The 17,022-nt window shown below is 45.7% G+C and carries 19 protein-coding genes; all 19 read right to left on the bottom strand.

Features of this window, described 5'->3' with window-relative positions; translation table 11 throughout:
* Positions 1-11: 11 nt before the first annotated feature.
* The 19 genes from LG330_RS00985 to rpsM all read right to left on the bottom strand — a co-directional run bounded on the left by LG330_RS00985 (position 12) and on the right by rpsM (position 17,000).
* Positions 12-1,421, bottom strand: a complete 1,410-nt coding sequence (locus LG330_RS00985; RefSeq protein WP_404406807.1) for a VWA domain-containing protein — start codon at positions 1,419-1,421, stop codon at positions 12-14.
* Between the two features lie 36 nt (positions 1,422-1,457).
* A complete protein-coding gene (locus LG330_RS00980) occupies positions 1,458-1,673 on the bottom strand; it encodes a hypothetical protein (RefSeq protein WP_404406805.1) in 216 nt (71 codons plus the stop codon).
* Between the two features lie 19 nt (positions 1,674-1,692).
* Positions 1,693-2,628: a type II secretion system F family protein gene (locus LG330_RS00975; RefSeq protein WP_404406803.1), complete on the bottom strand. Its 936-nt coding sequence runs from the start codon at positions 2,626-2,628 to the stop codon at positions 1,693-1,695.
* Positions 2,629-2,637: 9 nt separating this feature from the next.
* Positions 2,638-3,567: a type II secretion system F family protein gene (locus tag LG330_RS00970; protein ID WP_404406801.1), complete on the bottom strand. Its 930-nt coding sequence runs from the start codon at positions 3,565-3,567 to the stop codon at positions 2,638-2,640.
* Positions 3,558-4,907: a CpaF family protein gene (locus LG330_RS00965; protein ID WP_404406799.1), complete on the bottom strand. Its 1,350-nt coding sequence runs from the start codon at positions 4,905-4,907 to the stop codon at positions 3,558-3,560. The genes LG330_RS00970 and LG330_RS00965 overlap by 10 nt, the downstream gene beginning before the upstream one ends.
* Positions 4,908-4,920: 13 nt before the next feature.
* Positions 4,921-6,051 (bottom strand): AAA family ATPase, encoded by a 1,131-nt coding sequence (locus tag LG330_RS00960; RefSeq protein ID WP_404406797.1) that lies wholly within the window; start codon positions 6,049-6,051, stop codon positions 4,921-4,923.
* A gap of 44 nt (positions 6,052-6,095) precedes the next feature.
* Positions 6,096-6,848, bottom strand: a complete 753-nt coding sequence (locus LG330_RS00955; protein WP_404406795.1) for an SAF domain-containing protein — start codon at positions 6,846-6,848, stop codon at positions 6,096-6,098.
* Positions 6,849-7,510: 662 nt separating this feature from the next.
* On the bottom strand, positions 7,511-8,569 hold the full coding sequence (locus tag LG330_RS00950) for a P-loop NTPase (protein ID WP_404406793.1): 1,059 nt from the start codon (positions 8,567-8,569) through the stop codon (positions 7,511-7,513).
* A 65-nt stretch (positions 8,570-8,634) separates the two neighbouring features.
* Positions 8,635-9,333 (bottom strand): N-acetylmuramoyl-L-alanine amidase CwlD, encoded by a 699-nt coding sequence (gene cwlD / locus LG330_RS00945; protein WP_404406791.1) that lies wholly within the window; start codon positions 9,331-9,333, stop codon positions 8,635-8,637.
* Between the two features lie 254 nt (positions 9,334-9,587).
* A complete protein-coding gene (gene rpsI / locus LG330_RS00940) occupies positions 9,588-9,980 on the bottom strand; it encodes a 30S ribosomal protein S9 (protein WP_041120857.1) in 393 nt (130 codons plus the stop codon).
* A gap of 25 nt (positions 9,981-10,005) precedes the next feature.
* Entirely contained in the window at positions 10,006-10,443 is a 438-nt protein-coding gene (gene rplM, locus LG330_RS00935) for a 50S ribosomal protein L13 (RefSeq protein WP_041120856.1), read from the bottom strand.
* A gap of 415 nt (positions 10,444-10,858) precedes the next feature.
* Positions 10,859-11,593 (bottom strand): tRNA pseudouridine(38-40) synthase TruA, encoded by a 735-nt coding sequence (gene truA / locus LG330_RS00930; protein ID WP_404406789.1) that lies wholly within the window; start codon positions 11,591-11,593, stop codon positions 10,859-10,861.
* Between the two features lie 12 nt (positions 11,594-11,605).
* The gene (locus tag LG330_RS00925; RefSeq protein WP_404406787.1) at positions 11,606-12,409 is read right to left on the bottom strand and encodes an energy-coupling factor transporter transmembrane component T family protein; all 804 of its coding nucleotides are present in this window, start codon (positions 12,407-12,409) and stop codon (positions 11,606-11,608) included.
* Positions 12,406-13,266 (bottom strand): energy-coupling factor ABC transporter ATP-binding protein, encoded by an 861-nt coding sequence (locus LG330_RS00920; protein WP_404406785.1) that lies wholly within the window; start codon positions 13,264-13,266, stop codon positions 12,406-12,408. The genes LG330_RS00925 and LG330_RS00920 overlap by 4 nt, the downstream gene beginning before the upstream one ends.
* The gene (locus LG330_RS00915; protein WP_404406783.1) at positions 13,242-14,078 is read right to left on the bottom strand and encodes an energy-coupling factor ABC transporter ATP-binding protein; all 837 of its coding nucleotides are present in this window, start codon (positions 14,076-14,078) and stop codon (positions 13,242-13,244) included. The genes LG330_RS00920 and LG330_RS00915 overlap by 25 nt, the downstream gene beginning before the upstream one ends.
* A gap of 611 nt (positions 14,079-14,689) precedes the next feature.
* Complete coding sequence (gene rplQ, locus LG330_RS00910) at positions 14,690-15,070, bottom strand: 50S ribosomal protein L17 (RefSeq protein WP_039806331.1); 381 nt, start codon at positions 15,068-15,070, stop codon at positions 14,690-14,692.
* Between the two features lie 42 nt (positions 15,071-15,112).
* Complete coding sequence (locus tag LG330_RS00905) at positions 15,113-16,057, bottom strand: DNA-directed RNA polymerase subunit alpha (protein ID WP_404406781.1); 945 nt, start codon at positions 16,055-16,057, stop codon at positions 15,113-15,115.
* A gap of 161 nt (positions 16,058-16,218) precedes the next feature.
* Positions 16,219-16,608 (bottom strand): 30S ribosomal protein S11, encoded by a 390-nt coding sequence (gene rpsK, locus LG330_RS00900; RefSeq protein WP_039806328.1) that lies wholly within the window; start codon positions 16,606-16,608, stop codon positions 16,219-16,221.
* A 26-nt stretch (positions 16,609-16,634) separates the two neighbouring features.
* Positions 16,635-17,000 (bottom strand): 30S ribosomal protein S13, encoded by a 366-nt coding sequence (gene rpsM / locus LG330_RS00895; protein WP_039806325.1) that lies wholly within the window; start codon positions 16,998-17,000, stop codon positions 16,635-16,637.
* Positions 17,001-17,022 lie beyond the last annotated feature (22 nt).

Below are 17,022 nucleotides of genomic sequence, written 5' to 3'. Positions count from 1 at the left end.
GGCTGCCCGCTTTATTCCGCTTCGTCAGGTGCTAATTCTTCAATTCTCTGTTCCATTTCAGCAAGGCCCGCGTCACGCATTTTCTCGAACTCCTCTTCGTACTTCTCGCGCGTATGATTGATTAAATCATCAATTTCGTCAGATTTTGATTGAAAGTATTTTTGCTGATCCCGTGTAATAAGACCCTCTTCCACCATCATGCGAAGCATTCCTCTAACTGAAGATACTTGCCGGGTACTGTTATCGTGATATGCAAGTGAAAATTTGACGATTGCTGCTCTTGTATCAAGACTCTCTGATACAACCTCACCCTTTGCATCCCGCTTCCACTCTTCCCAGCGCAGAAGAATTTCCTCTGTCTGATCGAATTCTGCAGCCAGCTCTTCTGCGTTATTTACGTTTGTAAATAGACCGTCTGCACTGTCTGCAACCTGACGTAATTGCTCCTGAGTTTCTGCGTCAGCCCCAAAGCCAATTACATTGATGATCGGAGAGATATGACTGTCTGCGAAGCTTTCAGCTGCCGCTACAGGGTCACCGTTACATGTTTCGATTCCGTCACTAACCAGATAGATTAGATTCGTATTTTCTTCCCCATCCAGGTCCGAAAAGCTTTCAGCTGCTGACTCAAGCGCACCTGCTACCGGAGTCCAGCCTGCAGGGTCGAATCTGTTCAGTGCTTCATTAAATGCCGCTTCATCATATGGACCACGTTCATATACCTCTTCAATCGCTCCACAGGACATCGCTTTGTCTGCGTCATCTCCAGTACCTTCATGGCCGTAGACTCTTAAAGAAATATTCGCTTCTTCAGGTACTTTAGATAAAAATGTATTGATTTCTGATTTTGCCTGTTCCATTCTCGTACTGCTGCCAGCCATTTCAGCCATAGAGCCACTGGCATCTAAAATAATTTCGATATTGTAATTTTCCTTGAACTGATACTGCGGATCCGCTTCAGGTGTCCCCGAAAGCTGGAATCTCATCTGATCAATTACGGTCTGAGGATCCGGAAAATCAAATGCGACTAAAGAATAAAAATACTTGTAATAGGCATCCATTTCTTCTTCTGTCGCATCCTCTGGTAATACAGGAAGACTTCTCATTTCTTCAAGCACTTGTTCTGCGAGTTCGGGTTCCCTCTCATCAATAATCGTGTCAGATGATATTCCTGATGGCTGATTAAATAATTCTCTTTCTGTACTCGGAGGATTCTGGAGATTTTTTGCCTCTACTACAGAGATCAGATCATTCTCCTCTTTTTCTTCTGTTTGTTCTGTCTGGGTATTTCCCTCAGAAACTGAAGCTTCTTCAGTTTCCTGTTGTTCAGCTTCCTGCTGTTCAGTCTCCTGCTCACTTTCCTGACAGGCAACTAACAGGAAAGCGAGGGAAACCGGTAAAAACAGATTTAATTTTTTCATAGGTGTCCCTCCAATCCACTATCTTTAATGATCAATTTATCCTGAGATATCGCTAATCCATCCTTCAAATGCTCCGCGGATTGATTCTCCGATACTTGCTCCGTCACCAAACGCCGTAGACACCAATCCGACAACCAGTACAACAACTGCTGCAATTCCCAACCATTCAAGCGTCTGTGACCCTCTTTCATTTTGAACCGGTGCCATAAGCTTTAAAATCATTTCAAGTGTTAATTCGTTTAGTTTTTTCATTGTGAATTCCTCCTGTTTTTTAAAATAGATTCATAATGCTGTTCTCGCCATAAATCAAATTTAAAATCATGAGCCCTGCAATCATTAAGATGGAGACCGGTGCCACAATAAAAGTCGTCACCAGCGTCACTTTCGGTGAAGCCTTTGCTGCAAGTTCTTTGACCTGTTCTTCTCTTAACTGCCTCATATCCTCTGCCTGCAGCTTGAAGGTTGAGGCGACTGGAACACCGAGCTTCATCCCCTGAAGGAGGGATTTTATCAGCTGCTGGAATTCCTGGTTGCTGTTACGTTCAAGGAGATTGCGGTAGGCCTGCTCGCGCTGAACGCCTAAGTCGATCTCCTGAATAAAGCGGGTGAATTCTTCTCTGAGCGGACCATCAAAAAAGCGGATCACCTCCCTTAAAGCCTGATCCAGACTGACACCTGCCTGAAGGCTTGTACTGACGGTATCCAGAAAGTCCGGAAGATCCATCCGCAGGGCCTGCTGACGCTGTTTGACCTGCTGTCGGATCACAATGATCGGCAGGAAATATCCAAGCAGCGGTGTCAGTACAATGCCAAATTGTGATAGCGGCAGTCCAAGAAAGAAGAAAAACATTCCGAGGAAAAAGCCGACTGTCATGAGCATCATTTTCAGTCCCTGAAAGCGGGCCACAGTTAATTCATAGCGATTACCTGATTTTTTCAGCCAGTCCGCTACATCCTGATTGACGCTGAAGAAGTTAATACGCTGTCCAAGGTCCGCGAACTCATCTGCGAACTTTGTGACTCTATCAATGAACCCGGCCCTCTGCTTACGCTTCTTCTCCTTTTTCTCAAAAGCATCAACCATTGTGACGTCAGAGATGTGAAGAAGTAATTCTCTTTTTTCTTTTATATACACTGACCAGTTCCTGAGCCCGAGGAGGACGAGGAACCAGAACAGTACAATACATAAAATGATTAAAGCATCCATCTTGATCACCTACACTTTAATATCCGTAATCTTCCGGATCAGGAAGAACGAAAGAATGATACCTGCGCCGAACAATGCAAGGATGATGAGACCTGGTGTGGTGGTCAGCGGATCGGTGAACCCATCCATCACATTGTTCATGACCAGCAGGATAAAGATTGGCATCGCCGGTACAATGATTGAGATATAACGCTGTTCTGAAGTCATTGTGCGGATTGTCTGATGCAAAATTTTTCTGTCTTCTAGTGTGGTCGCCATTGTTTCGAGTGTTGAAGCAAGGTTACCTCCTGTTTTTTTCTGGATCAGGAGTGTGGCGGCAAAGAGCTGAAAGTCTCTTGAGGTATTTCTCTCCTGTACTTTTTTCAGCACCTGTTCAAGCGGTACACCGAGTTTAAGTTCATAAGACATTCTTTTAAACTCTTCTTTAGCAGGCGAGCTGACTTCGTTTGCTACTAGGTCAATCCCTTGCGTTACCGTCATCCCGCTTTTAGAAGCATTGGCAAGCAGCCTGCAGACTTCACTCAGCTGTTCATTGAAACGCTCTTCATAGCGGTTTTTCCGTAAGTAAAAGAGAAGAAAGTGTGATGCAGCCAGAAGTCCGACTGTCAGCACCAGACTGATAAAAGCTGACATATTGAAGATCATGTTAAAAACGACATAAAGCAATAGAAAGCCTACGAAATGAGCACCAATATACTCAGATGGCAGCAGCCCGACATTTGCAAGCTGCAGCTTTTTGTGAAGCTTTTCTGAGGAGGGTGACGCATCATATTTGTCTCCTAAGACACTGATCGTACTCTTTCTCTTCTCCTCCGGGTACCAGGTGCGCATTTTCTTTTTCCAGTCCTGCTTGTGCCGCCTGTAATCAAGCAGGAAATAAATCATAAATAGGATTGCGAGTGCTGCTGAGCCGAATAGAACTGCAATGATTATGTCCATATCGGCTCCCCTCCTTTTTGAAAGAGACGTTCATCGAATTCAATGCCAAACAGTTTGAGCCGCTCTATACATTTCGGAATAATACCGGTCGGTTCGAAATGACCAAGCACTTCTCCGTCTTTACCTGTTCCTGTGCGTTTGAAAATAAAGATGTCCTGCAGCTTTACCTGGTTTTGATCATTGACGTATACTTCAGAAATGTTGACGATCTTCCGTTTCCCGTCACCAAGCCGCTCCGCCTGCACGATCATATCGAGTGCACCGACAATGTATTCACGTATGATATGTGTCGGCAGGTCCATTCCTGCCATGACGACCATCCCTTCTACACGATTGATGGCGTCACTTGGCGTATTCGCGTGAACAGTCGTCAGTGAGCCTTCATGACCGGTGTTCATCGCCTGCAGCATATCAAAGGCTTCAGGACCCCGAACCTCACCAACAATGATCCTGTCCGGACGCATACGCAGTGCATTTTTAACAAGCTGCCGGATCGACACTTCACCAGAACCTTCAACGTTCGGTGGTCGGGCTTCAAGCCCAACGACGCTTGCACGATTCAGCCTTAATTCAGCAGAGTCTTCAATCGTGATAACCCGCTCACCAGGCGGCACTGCCTTGGCGGCTGCATTGAGGAGCGTTGTCTTCCCGCTCCCTGTTCCCCCTGAGATGAGCACATTCATCTTGGCTTCAACAATCGCCTGAATGAATGCAGCCATCGGTTCATCCAGTGAGCCAAATTCAAGGAGATCATCCATTTCAATCGGTTCCTGTCTGAATTTACGGATGGAAATCAGCGTACCGTTCAGACTGACTGGCGGAATGACTGCATTCACACGGCTGCCATCAGGAAGACGGGCATCGACCATTGGAGAACTCTCATCTATCCGGCGGCCGAGCGGCGCAATCACACGGTCAACGATATGGCGGACATGGTCATCATCCTTAAAGGTAATGTGTGATTCCTGCAGCTGCCCGTTCCGCTCGATAAATATTTCTTTTGGACCGTTTACAAGAATCTCCGTGATGGTTGGATCCTTCAACAGCTGTTCCAGTGGTCCAAACCCCACACTCTCATCGATGAGGCGTGACATCAGCACTTCACGGTCGCCGCGTGGAATGACGACCTTTTCTTCAAGCATGAACTGATTCACAAGCCGGTCAATCGACGCGCGCCGTTCATACTCATCCGCTGCTGTCAGCTGCTCAAGGTTTGTCTCAGCCAGCAGGCGTGTCTTATAATGCTCGAGCAATCCTTCCAGATAAGGCGTCATGACCGACTGGACGCTTTCTTTTCGCGGTTCAGTCTGAGAGCGCTTGGTACGTTGAAACAGTGACATGGCATTCCCCTCCTTACTTCAGCATCGATCTTACCCACTTACGCATATCTTTTGCTGCCGGTATTAACTTCTTTTCCTTAGGTTCTTTGCGGATCGGCTGCCCTTTATTAATGCCAGCCTGTACACCCTTCATATCGCGTCTGATCTCAGCCGCATGAGGATACGTAACAAAGCGTTCAAGGTCTTTTTTGGATAGCTCATTTTCCTTGCCAACCTCATTCAGTACAAGCTCAAGGCGATCTTCTGTTGGAATCCCAAGTTTTTGAAAAAGGCTCTCAACATGCTTTAGGACACGTATAGACGGTGTATCGAGTGCGATAGTATAAAACACTTTATCTGCTTCAATCAGCGCGCCATACGTTCTCTCGTCAATCGAGGACGGAAGATCCACAATGATAAAGTCATACGATCTGCGGCAGGCTCTAAGTACCTTGGTTATAAAATCTTCTGTCAGGCGTTCAGCCAGCTCTGCATCCCTCGGACTGATTAACAGATCCAGCTTTGAAAACGGCTCTTTTTCAGATACATTTTTTAAATGGTTTTCACTGATTTCTTCGATAACCGGCTCCAGGTCCATAATCGTGCGATTCGGTTCAATGCCGAGAAAGGTCTCGCCGCCTCCGTACTGGAGATTCAGATCGATATAAATGACCTGAGCAGTCGATTCGAACTTCAGCGTCTGTGCGAAAGCGGTACTTAAAAATGTCTTCCCGCTGCCACCCTTTCCACTGTAAAAGGTAAATACCTTTCCGTTACCTCTTTTGAAAAGCTGATCCTTCGGTTGTTCAGCTGAGGCTCTTGAGACAATCGTTTCAACTCTGTCACCAAGTCCCTCTAAATCCTCCGGCATCACAAGATAATCTGTTACACCTCTTCTCACGAGATCTCTGAAAAGCTGGAAGTCATGAGATTCATGGATAAAGATGACTGGCGCATGCAGCTGTTCAGATTGGATCAGCGCAACGCGTTCAATATCACCTTCGTCATGGAGCAGTAAAATCACTTTAGGGTGTTTATTTCTAAGCTCAGATCTTAAGTGAGAAGGATCGAGCACTTCAGTTTTCAAGGTTTCTGGCAGCCTTGACCGAATCGTAGACATCAGGGTACCTTCTCTTCCTATCACTAACACATCTAATTCTTCCATGGCACAGCCTCCTCTATTCGACACATGCTTTTAATCACCCAGGCTTACTCACCTGATTCTTCTTTTTTCTCATCAGTGGGCTTTTCTTCTGTTTCTTCAGGCTCGGCTTGTTCTTCATCAGCCTTTTCCTCTGTGGCCTCAGTCTCTTCTGCGGGCTCTTCTTCAGCAGCCGCTACTTCCTGACTTGCAACACCGACATTTGCTTTAATGACCCGCACGCTGTCAGCGTAATTCTGCATATGAATCAGCTCCGGAGTGTCTTCAAGTGAAATTTCAACCTGGACGCCTGAGAACTGGCCATCGTTGTTTGCCACACGCGCTACTTTGACATCCTTCATAAAGATCTCAGTGTTATTGCCATCGTCTGTTCTATTCGAGACCATAATATCCACCCGATCCAGCGGCTCAAGCGGTTCATCAAATGACACACGTTCAGAAGACATCATTGTTACCAGGCGGTTGTTCTCTTCTGTGACCGCTGATGCTTCCTTGAGCATATTTTTGGAAATCACATCTCCCTGGGATAACGGAACAACAGATACCTTGTTCATCAGTTCCTCGGGGTCACGGATATGCTCCGCTGTCACAAACTTCTGCGGGATGCTCTCAGCTGCTACTGATTCAGGCGTAATCACGTCGCGCGCATCAATATCTGATCCAGCTACATAGACGGTCACCATCGTACCAAGGTCATTGTTTAACTCTTTGACCTTTTGCAGTGTGAAGTATCCTGCCGCTGCCGCAAATAAAGCAGCAATGATGAAAAATATTAGCGCTCTTCTTTTAGATTCAATCATGACCTTCCGCCTCTCTTTCACTAACCAGCAAAATATAGTCGAATAGAATCATATTAGTATTTTCTAATATGATATTCGTGTCGTTCATCACGTTTTACAAAGTGAGCTGAAATAGCTACTACTGTTTTTAATTGATTTCCGGGATACTGTCAAATCGTGGAGGAAATTGAATATTACAGGCAAAGAAGATAGTCCAGGTTATCTAAAAGGAGTCAGGGTCAAATTAACTATCATATTCATTTCGTACATAGTAACTTGGAATTGATTCGACAAAAATTTCGCTTTTTATTGTTACATTCTTTACAAAACATACGACCTTAGCACCTTTTTGAATGGAATGAGCTGGAAAAAATCTTGATTTTGAGAGGTATGAAGCTGATATATTTGATGTTGAAATGATTTTTGGCGTTTTCGGCGGCTTTGTGCCACGTTCAAATACGCTGCGGGATGATTCAATTATGCGGAGTGGTGAACCAAATATTGCGGGTGCTGATACATAAATTCCCCAATTACCACCCTTCCGTTCAATAAACGAGCGGCATGAAACGATTATTTGAAGAGCTGAACTAATTATTACAAGCGGTGAGTCAATTACGCGCCTCCTCTCTCCGCTTTTAACCCATATAAAAAACGACCCCATCAAATAAGGTCGTCTAAATCAATCATTCAGTTGTCTTATCAATCACTTCTTCTGCGATCTGGTCGTAAATCTTACCAAGTTTATGGTCTTCCGCATAGACTGATGGTGCAAAGTCGTCTTCATCCCAGTCAGGCTGCTGAAGCGGTAATTTACCTAAAAGCTCTGTGCGCAGTTCATCTGCAAGCTTCTCTCCGCCGCCCTGACCGAATACGTACTCACGCTCGCCAGTTTTCTTACTTTCGTAGTAAGACATATTCTCTACTACGCCGAGAATCGAATGTTCTGTCTGAAGCGCCATCGCCCCTGCACGTGCTGCAACGAATGCAGCTGTCGGATGAGGCGTTGTGACGATAATTTCTTTACTTGATGGCAGCATAGCATGCACGTCAAGCGCTACATCTCCTGTACCTGGTGGCAAATCGAGCAGCAGGTAGTCAAGCTCGCCCCACTCTACTTCAGTAAAGAAGCTGTTTAACATCTTACCAAGCATCGGCCCTCTCCAGATGACTGGTGCATTATCTTCAACGAAAAATGCCATCGAAATGACTTTTACACCTTTACGGTCAACCGGAATAATACGCTCACCGCGTACGACCGGACGTTTGTTGATCCCCATCATATCAGGCACACTGAAGCCGTAAATATCCGCATCAATCAGCCCAACCTTTTTACCCTGACGCGCAAGGGCGACTGCAAGGTTTACAGATACAGTTGATTTACCTACGCCACCTTTACCGCTGGCGATTGCAATAAACTGAACCTTATTGCCTGGTGCGAGCAGATTGTCTTCTACTGCATCACCCTGCTGGCCGCGGAACTTCTCAAGCTTTTCAGGCTCAAGCTCTGTAAAACGGATGCCGACCGTTTCAGCACCGGCTCCCTTAAGCGCTTCGACAACCGCCATCTGAAGCTGCATCTGTTCAGCTGTCCCCGTCTTCGCGAGCGCAATTTTCACGCTGACGTGATTCTTTTCTTCCTTAATGCTTACTTCTACAATACCCTCAGTTTCCGCAAGCGTTGTATGTAAAATCGGATCATTCATTGAGCCGAGCAAATCTCTAACCTGCTGTTCAGTTACCAAAACAAGACACTCCTTTTGAATTCGTTTTCATCTATGCAAGTATAACATAGGTGAAACGCTCAAGTTTACTCAGGAGGCTCATCTTCTTTGGAATAATGTCTCAGAATTCCAATGTAAATGGCAGCTGCCACCTGCTGCTGATAATCGTCCTGCAACAGCCAGTACCGCTCCTCAGGGTTGGAAAGAAAGCCTGCTTCCACCAGTACGCCTGGCGTCTCAGCATGACTCAGCACATAAATGCCGTCAATCGGCTTCGACTTCCTTTTACTGTCCGGAATATGCCTGTTCAGCTCATGTTGAACAAACCGCGCCAGCCGCTCATTCTGATCATGATAGGTTGTATAAAATGTCTGAGGGCCCTTCCACCTTGCTTCAGGAATGGCGTTCAGATGAATACTGATGAACAAGTCGTTGTCTTTGTTATTAATAAGCTCGAGTCTATTTTTAAGATCCTCTCTTTTACGATCCCTGAACCCTTTTGTATCTTCAGCAGCCAGATCTTTATCCGTTTCTCTGGATAGAATCACGATGGCACCCTGTTCTTCCAAATAAGCCTGCAGTTTTTTAGCAATCGATAGCGTCAGGTTCTTTTCAAGGATGGTTTCATAGCTCGCACCACCATCCAAACCGCCATGACCCGGATCGAGCACAATTACTTCACCTGTTAGCGGCAGGCTCCATTCCTCTACAGCATACAGCAGCGCACCTGCCCCCAAGCCCACCAGCAGCACAATTACTGCAAGTATAATTGATCTCCTCAGCATGTCCTGTCCTCCTTATTTTCTAGAGGAGTATATGCTGATATTGCCGAAGATAGAATATAACGTGGTGGTCGTTGTTAAAGGTTCAGGAGATTTCTAGGCTTGTCCATGAGAAAAACTGTGGTGTTCATAATATTACTATTAATGTTCATGAAATAATGACTAATAACTCAATGAAAAGTCTACTTCACCGTTATTGAAGACACAGAAAAACCCCCAGGCAATTGCCCGAGGGTTTGTATAAGCGAAAAAGAAAATTAACGCTTTGAGAACTGAGGTGCACGACGTGCGCCTTTAAGACCTGGCTTCTTACGCTCTTTCATACGAGCATCACGAGTCAGAAGACCTGCGCGCTTAAGTGAGCCGCGGAATTCTGGATCTACAGTAAGAAGTGCACGGGAGATTCCGTGACGGATTGCTCCAGCTTGTCCAGTGTAACCACCACCGTTAACATTTACGTGGATGTCATAGCTTCCAAGTGTTTCAGTAATGTTAAGTGGCTGCTTGATTACTTCGCGTAGAGTTGCGAATGGGATATAGTTTTCAACGTCGCGTCCGTTAATAACGATTGTTCCGTTACCAGGTACTAGACGTACACGAGCAGTAGAGCTCTTACGACGGCCTGTGCCGATATATTGAACTTGTGCCAAGATAGTTACCTCCTCTTAAATTAAATTAACCGCGTAGTTCGTACGCTTCTGGTTTTTGAGCCTGGTGCGGGTGCTCAGCGCCTGCATATACGTGAAGCTTTTTGAAGATCTGACGTCCAAGAGAGTTCTTTGGAAGCATACCTTTAATTGCAAGCTCCAGCATTTGACGTGGGTACTTAGTGCGCATTTCTAGTGCTGTACGCTGCTTAAGTCCACCTGGGTGCATGCTGTGACGGTAGTAAATCTTGTCAGTCAGCTTCTTACCTGTAAGATGAATTTTATCAGCATTAATGATGATCACGTGATCACCAGTGTCAACGTTAGGTGTGAATGTCGGTTTGTTTTTACCGCGTAGAATCGCAGCTACTTCGCTTGATAGACGTCCAAGAGTTTGACCTTCAGCGTCTACAATTAGCCACTTGCGCTCTACTTCGTGGCCTTTAGCCATAAATGTTGTACGCATGAGTTTACCTCCTAAATAAGATTATATCGTTATGAATCGCTTCATTAGTTTTGTTGTATTTATAACACTTCACTCATCGTAAGGTCCGGGTTCTTACTCGAGGGTGAAATACATACCATAGGCTATCTTATAATGTTTGACACTCGTTGTCAAGAGGATGTCACACCCGGATTAGTTGTTTTAGTGATTTTTTTTATTTTTTGATGGTTTTATCAAAGTTGGCTGAAGATTTCCGCTTCAGGGGGACGCTTTCCGTGGCCGGGCGGTGAGCCCGCAGGCTTCGCCATGCCTGGTCTCACACGTCCCTTCCTGCCACTGGAGTCGCCCCCTTCCACTCCAATCATCAGCTGTGCAGAAACTAAAATGGACTTTTTAAAATTTTTTATTAACAGACGGCGGGAACATCGCTTCACTCTCAGTAATTCACTTCCCACAAATACAACCCATGAGCAGGCGCTGTTTTACCTGCCGCACCGCGGTCTTTTGCGTCAAGCATCTTCACCACTTCTTCAGGGTGATATTTGCCGTTTCCGACTTCAAGTAGTGTCCCTGCGATAATGCGGACCATGTTGTAGAGAAATCCATTTCCTTTTACGCGGAAAATCAGTTCTCCCTCGAAAGCTTCGATTTTAATAAACTCAATATTGCGTACGCGATCCATGACTTCTGTTTTAGCAGAGGAAAAGCTTGTGAAGTCATGCTCCCCTTCTAAATAAGCAGCGGCCTGACGCATGGCTTCTATATCTACAGTGTACGGATAATGTACAGCATAGTGACGTCTGAATGGCAGGGCTACAGGGCTTGTATTGACGATATAACGGTATTCCTTCGTTTTTACCTCAAAGCGTGCATGAAACGTCTCAGAGACTTCCTCAGCACTTAATACAGCGACATCATCACCGATTTTCTGATTCAGGATGACCGGCCATTTAGCTGCGGGCACCTGAAGGTCTGTATCGAAATGAAAGACCTGTCCCATTGCGTGTACGCCTGCATCTGTACGGCCGCTCGCTGTAATGCGGATAAACTTTCCTTTATGGACGCCTGTTAGCGCCTGTTCGATCTCCCCCTGAACAGTCCGCTGTCCGGGCTGTACCTGGTAACCGTAGAACTGTGAGCCGTCATATGAAACGGTACATTTAATTCGCATTCTTTTCACTCCTTAAATCCAAAAACGGAATGCTGCCAGGGCTGCTGCGAGCAGGACAAGTGACAGCAGCGCAAAGGTATCGCGCGCTTTCCAGAATAAAAGGCGATACTTCGTCCTGCCTTCACCACCTCGGTAACCACGCACTTCCATCGCTGTTGCTAGATCCTCTGCACGCTTAAATGCGTTAACGAACAGTGGAATCATCAGCGGCACAATCGCTTTAATACGATCCTTCAGTGGGCCGCTCGACATATCTGAGCCACGCGCCATTTGTGCTTTCATGATTTTATCTGTCTCATCCATCAGCGTCGGGATAAAGCGCAGTGCAATCGACATCATGAGTGCCAGCTCGTGGGCAGGGAATTTAATCTTTTTCAATGGATTCAGCAGACTCTCGAGTCCATCCGTAATTGAAATTGGTGTAGTCGTCAGTGTTAAGAGAGAGGTCATAAAAACAAGCAGTGTGAATCTCATGGAAATAAAGAATGCCTGTCTGATTCCCTCTTCATAAATCCTGATAAAGCCAAGTTCAAATACAATATTTCCTTCACGCGCGAAAAACAGCTGTAAGAGAAACGTAAAAGCAATCAGAATCATGACAGGCTTCAAGCCGCTCATCAGAAATTTGAGTGACAGCCCTGAGAGTTTGATGCTTATATAAGTGAATGCTGCTGCTACAACATAACCCCATACGTCATTCGCTATAAAAATAATTGCAATAAAGGCAAATACAAAAATCAGTTTCGCACGCGGATCCATCCTGTGTGCAATCGAATCAGCCGGGATATAGCGCCCAAAAATCATTTTCTCCATCATAATGGATCGCCTCCCTGCTTCAGCATGTCAGCGAGTTCATCCATCGTCAGACATACCTTCTGAAAAGGCTTGCCGGCTTTTGCTTCAAGCATCCGCTGGAATTTCACAACCTCAGGAACACCAAGCCCCCATTCAGCCAGACGCGCTGAGTCACTGAAGAGATCACGCGGCGCGGCTTCATGTACTTTTCTGCCTTTATGCATGACAACGACTTTATCAGCGTAGCGTGCAGCGTCTTCCATGCTGTGTGTAACGAGTACGAGTGTGATGCCGCGCTCTTTATGCAGACGATAGAACATCTCCATCATTTCACGGCGCCCGCGCGGATCCAGTCCTGCAGTCGGCTCATCTAAAATGAGTACTTCAGGTTCCATTGCAAGTACACCCGCAATGGCAACCCTTCTCATTTGTCCACCTGAGAGGTCAAATGGAGATTTCTCGAGTACCTCTTCAGGCATGCCCACTTCCTTCAGCCAGAAGGCCGCACGTTTTTTCGCCTCTGCTTCGGATACGCCAAAGTTCATCGGACCATAGCAGATATCCTTCATGACTGTTTCCTCAAATAACTGCTGCTCAGGAAACTGAAAAACGATGCCAACTTTTTCGCGGATCGGCTTTAAATCCTTCTCTTTACGACCGGCTTTTACAGTTCGGCCTCCAATCTGAACCGTACCTGAAGTTGGCTTTAAGAGCGCGTTCAGGTGCAGTAAAAGCGTAGACTTACCGGACCCCGTGTGGCCAATGATCGCTGTACACTGACCTTCAGGGATTTTAAAGCTGACATCCTCCACTGCCTTTTTTTCAAATGGAGAATTCGCCGCATAGCGGTACTCTACCTGCTCAAGTATGATGTCCATAACTCATTCACCAACTCTTCTTCCGTCAAAGGCTTTCGCTGAAGTGCGATGCCTCTTTCGTTTAATACGTGCGCCATTTTCAAAGGAAACGGCAGATCAAGCCCAAGGTCTACAAGCTCCTGACCAAGCGCGAAAATCTCCTCCGGCGTTCCTTCTCTGTACACTTCTCCCTGATTCATTACAATGATGCGGTCTGCTTTTGCAGCTTCTTCAAGGTCATGTGTAATGGACAGCACGGTCATCTCTTCTTCTCTCTTAAGGTCTCTCACAAGTTCAATGACCTCTGCACGTCCTGTAGGGTCAAGCATAGAGGTCGCTTCATCTAAGATAATAATATCCGGTCTGAGCGCGAGCACACTTGCCATGGCAACACGCTGCTTCTGACCGCCTGATAAATGATGCGGTTCCTGCTGCAGGAATTCATCCATCTTTACCTGCTTCAGTGCAGTCTGAACACGCTCCACCATGATCTCCTGAGGGATTCCATGGTTCTCAAGGCCAAATGCAACATCATCCTGAACGGTCGTGCCAACGAATTGGTTATCCGGGTTTTGAAATACCATCCCAATATGGCGGCGTGTGTCCCATACAGTATCTTTGTTCAGTCCGATACCGGCGATTGTGACAGACCCCTGTTCAGGAAAGTAAAGGCCGTTCATCAGCTTGGCAAGCGTGGATTTACCTGAACCGTTGTGGCCGACAATTGCTGTCCACTCACCTGTTTTAATCGAAATGGAGACATTTTTTAATACTTCTCTTTCTGTTCCGGGGTATTTAAATGTAATGTTCTCGAGTGAAATCATATTGCTCATGATCCGGAACTCCTTTCATCTATTCTCTGCTCTGCTGAATTGTTAAAGAGTCTTTCTTTTAAGAATCGCTGCTGATTTCCGCTTCAGGCGGACGCTTTCCGCGGCCGGAACGGTGAGCTCGCAGGCTTCGCCATGCTTGATCTCACCAGCTCCTTCCTGCCGCAGGAGTCGCCGCCTTACGCTCCAATCATCAGCTGAGCTTTCATTTATAGTTAGCTTACTTCTTATATACGAGAATACCTGAGTTTGTTATCTATATATTTAAAATCATATCCAGAGAATTGATCGTAGTGGAAAGCATCCGCCTGGAGCGAAGGTCAATTCTTGTTTTTACTCACTAATAAACTTTTTATACTAAACTCCATCAAACTCTCCCCTGAGTTTAACATAGCTTAATACAAAAAAAGCGCGCACCTCATTCAAGGAAATGCGCAAGTTTGTGGCTTATATATTTCCGTCTCCATTGTGACGATGGATGAATGAGGTGCTTAGAGCTAGACGGGACAGGCTGACCTGCCCATCGTAGCGCTCTGCTTTTTGCGTGTCGTATGAATCATTAAACAAAGAGGGCGAGAGCAGTTAGGCTCCGCCCTCTCAGTGTGTAATCTGAATTATACTAATTCGATGATTACCATTGGTGCGCCGTCTCCGCGACGAGGACCAACTTTCATGATACGAGTGTATCCACCTTGACGTTCAGTGTAACGAGGTGCTACATCGTTGAAAAGTTTTTGAAGAGCATAGACTGTAGACTCTTCGCCTTCTTCGTTCTTAACAGTTGCCTGATCGCGACGGATGAAAGCAGCTGCCTGACGACGTGCGTGCAGGTCACCACGTTTACCAAGTGTGATCATTTTTTCTACTGTTGAGCGAAGTTCTTTCGCGCGAGCTTCAGTTGTTTCAATACGTTCGTTGACGATAAGGTCAGTTGTAAGGTCACGAAGAAGTGCTTTACGCTGAGAGCTTGTACGTCCTAACTTTCTGTAAGCCATGAAGGGTTCCCTCCTTTATTAAAATTCTGTTCTATCGGTCAATTAGTCTTCTTTGCGAAGGCCTAACCCAAGTTCATCTAATTTAGCCTTAACTTCTTCAAGGGATTTACGTCCAAGGTTACGCACTTTCATCATATCCTCTTCTGACTTATTAGCCAGTTCCTGGACTGTGTTGATTCCTGCACGCTTCAGGCAGTTGTAAGAGCGAACAGACAGATCAAGTTCTTCGATTGTCATCTCCAATACTTTCTCTTTCTGATCTTCTTCTTTTTCTACCATGATTTCTGCATGCTGTGCTTCGTTCGTTAATCCAACGAAAATATTAAGGTGTTCAGTCAGAATCTTAGCACCTAGAGCAATAGCTTCTTTCGGGCCAATGCTTCCGTCTGTCCAGACATCAAGTGAAAGCTTATCGAAGTTCGTCAGCTGACCAACACGAGTGTTTTCAACCTGATAGTTCACACGGGAAACAGGTGTGTAGATTGAATCAACCGGAATCACTCCAATTGGTAAATCTTCACGCTTGTTCTGGTCTGCTGGTGTGTATCCGCGTCCTCTTGATGCAGTTAAACGCATGCGAAGGTGACCGTTTTTGCCCACAGTTGCGATATATAGATCCGGGTTAAGAATCTCTACATCACTGTCATGAGTAATATCGGCCGCAGTTACCTGTCCATCACCCTGAACATCGATTTCCAATGTTTTTTCTTCATCTGAATAGATCTTCAATGCCAGTTTCTTGATATTCATTACAACTGTTGTGACATCTTCTACGACGCCTTCGATCGTTGAAAATTCGTGCAGTACGCTATCAATCTGAATTGATGTTACTGCTGCACCAGGAAGTGAAGATAATAGGATACGACGCAAGGAGTTACCCAATGTTGTACCATACCCACGCTCAAGTGGCTCTACAACGAATTTTCCGTACTTGGCATCATCGCTGATCTCAACCGTTTCGATTTTTGGCTTTTCAATTTCGATCATTCAAATTTACCCTCCTTCAAAACGTCGAAATCCCGGAATGTATTCCGAAATTCCCCATGTTTACGGTTCCCATTGTGCTTTACAACTGGATCTATCTTTTCTGTAAGAAGGAAACGCCTCTTCCAGTATAAACCAGAATCAGCCGATCTTATACAGAAAAATTAAACACGGCGACGCTTTGGCGGGCGGCAGCCATTATGAGGTACTGGCGTTACGTCTTTGATTGCTGTTACGTCAAGACCTGCAGCTTGTAGTGCGCGGATAGCCGCTTCACGACCTGCACCAGGACCTTTTACTGTTACTTCTAGAGTTCTTAGTCCGTGTTCCATTGAAGCTTTAGCTGCTGTTTCAGCAGCCATTTGCGCTGCGAATGGAGTAGACTTACGAGATCCGCGGAAACCTAGTGCACCAGCACTTGACCATGCAATTGCATTACCCTGCGTATCTGTAATCATCACGATTGTATTGTTAAAAGTTGAGCGGATGTGTGCAATACCAGCTTCGATATTCTTTTTCACACGACGCTTACGAGTTTGTTGTTTACGTGCCATTGTAGGAAGTAACCTCCTTTACCTAATTATTTTTTCTTGTTCGCTACAGTCTTACGAGGACCTTTACGAGTACGTGCGTTATTTTTCGTGTGCTGTCCTCTTACAGGAAGACCACGACGGTGGCGAAGACCACGGTATGAACCGATTTCCATTAGACGCTTAATGTTAAGTGACGTTTCACGACGAAGGTCACCTTCCACTTTGTAGCTGTCCAGGATTTCACGGATTTTATTAAGTTCATCTTCAGTCAGATCACGAACGCGAGTGTCTTCAGAAACACCAGCATCTTTAAGGATTTGACTTGCAGTTGATTTACCGATACCAAAGATATACGTTAGAGAAATCACAACGCGCTTATCGCGAGGGATATCTACTCCAGCAATACGTGCCATTTACATGAGCACCTCCTTCATT

This window comes from Jeotgalibacillus malaysiensis (assembly GCF_044789845.1).
GTDB lineage: Bacteria > Bacillota > Bacilli > Bacillales > Jeotgalibacillaceae > Jeotgalibacillus > Jeotgalibacillus malaysiensis_A.
This window is presented reverse-complemented; position numbering and strand designations above follow the sequence as displayed.

Excerpts from the sequence above, each read along its gene's own strand:
- truA (WP_404406789.1), bottom strand. The coding sequence starts at position 11,593 with ATGCGAATTAAATGTACCGTTTCATATGACGGCTCACAGTTCTACGGT.
- LG330_RS00920 (WP_404406785.1), bottom strand. The coding sequence starts at position 13,266 with ATGGACATCATACTTGAGCAGGTAGAGTACCGCTATGCGGCGAATTCT.
- rplQ (WP_039806331.1), bottom strand. The coding sequence starts at position 15,070 with ATGGCTTACAGAAAGTTAGGACGTACAAGCTCTCAGCGTAAAGCACTT.
- cwlD (WP_404406791.1), bottom strand. The coding sequence starts at position 9,333 with ATGCTGAGGAGATCAATTATACTTGCAGTAATTGTGCTGCTGGTGGGC.
- LG330_RS00965 (WP_404406799.1), bottom strand. The coding sequence starts at position 4,907 with ATGTCACTGTTTCAACGTACCAAGCGCTCTCAGACTGAACCGCGAAAA.
- LG330_RS00905 (WP_404406781.1), bottom strand. The coding sequence starts at position 16,057 with ATGATCGAAATTGAAAAGCCAAAAATCGAAACGGTTGAGATCAGCGAT.
- LG330_RS00915 (WP_404406783.1), bottom strand. The coding sequence starts at position 14,078 with ATGAGCAATATGATTTCACTCGAGAACATTACATTTAAATACCCCGGA.
- LG330_RS00975 (WP_404406803.1), bottom strand. The coding sequence starts at position 2,628 with ATGGATGCTTTAATCATTTTATGTATTGTACTGTTCTGGTTCCTCGTC.
- rpsM (WP_039806325.1), bottom strand. The coding sequence starts at position 17,000 with ATGGCACGTATTGCTGGAGTAGATATCCCTCGCGATAAGCGCGTTGTG.
- LG330_RS00960 (WP_404406797.1), bottom strand. The coding sequence starts at position 6,051 with ATGGAAGAATTAGATGTGTTAGTGATAGGAAGAGAAGGTACCCTGATG.
- LG330_RS00925 (WP_404406787.1), bottom strand. The coding sequence starts at position 12,409 with ATGATGGAGAAAATGATTTTTGGGCGCTATATCCCGGCTGATTCGATT.
- LG330_RS00985 (WP_404406807.1), bottom strand. The coding sequence starts at position 1,421 with ATGAAAAAATTAAATCTGTTTTTACCGGTTTCCCTCGCTTTCCTGTTA.
- LG330_RS00970 (WP_404406801.1), bottom strand. The coding sequence starts at position 3,567 with ATGGACATAATCATTGCAGTTCTATTCGGCTCAGCAGCACTCGCAATC.
- LG330_RS00980 (WP_404406805.1), bottom strand. The coding sequence starts at position 1,673 with ATGAAAAAACTAAACGAATTAACACTTGAAATGATTTTAAAGCTTATG.
- rpsK (WP_039806328.1), bottom strand. The coding sequence starts at position 16,608 with ATGGCACGTAAACAACAAACTCGTAAGCGTCGTGTGAAAAAGAATATC.
- rplM (WP_041120856.1), bottom strand. The coding sequence starts at position 10,443 with ATGCGTACAACATTTATGGCTAAAGGCCACGAAGTAGAGCGCAAGTGG.
- LG330_RS00955 (WP_404406795.1), bottom strand. The coding sequence starts at position 6,848 with ATGATTGAATCTAAAAGAAGAGCGCTAATATTTTTCATCATTGCTGCT.